Source organism: Pseudoalteromonas sp. SIMBA_162 (genome assembly GCF_046535955.1).
GTDB lineage: Bacteria > Pseudomonadota > Gammaproteobacteria > Enterobacterales > Alteromonadaceae > Pseudoalteromonas > Pseudoalteromonas marina.
The window spans coordinates 1-249 of sequence record NZ_JAWJBQ010000898.1; the positions used below are offsets into that span (position 1 = coordinate 1).

At 65.5% G+C, this 249-nt stretch carries 1 pseudogene; it reads right to left on the minus strand.

From position 1 onward, the window contains the following. Positions 1-249, minus strand: a pseudogene (locus tag R0J88_RS22315) (glutamine synthetase); the annotation flags it as partial.

The following is a 249-nucleotide window of genomic DNA, read 5'->3' on the forward strand; positions in this document are numbered from 1 at the left end:
GCCGAGCGCGGCCATGCAGTGGTACACCTCTTTGAAGAACGGGCGCAGGCCATTGTTGGAACTGACACTGAACGCCGAATGGCCAAGCTCGCGACGGCCATCGCTGCCTACGGGTGGCTGGAACGGCTGCTGCGGGTCGCTGTTGGGGGCAAAAACAAAGAATTCGAGTTCGGTCGCCACCACGGGCGCCAGCCCCAGGGCCGCGTAGCGGGCGATGACCGCCTTGAGCTGGCCACGGGTGGACAGTGC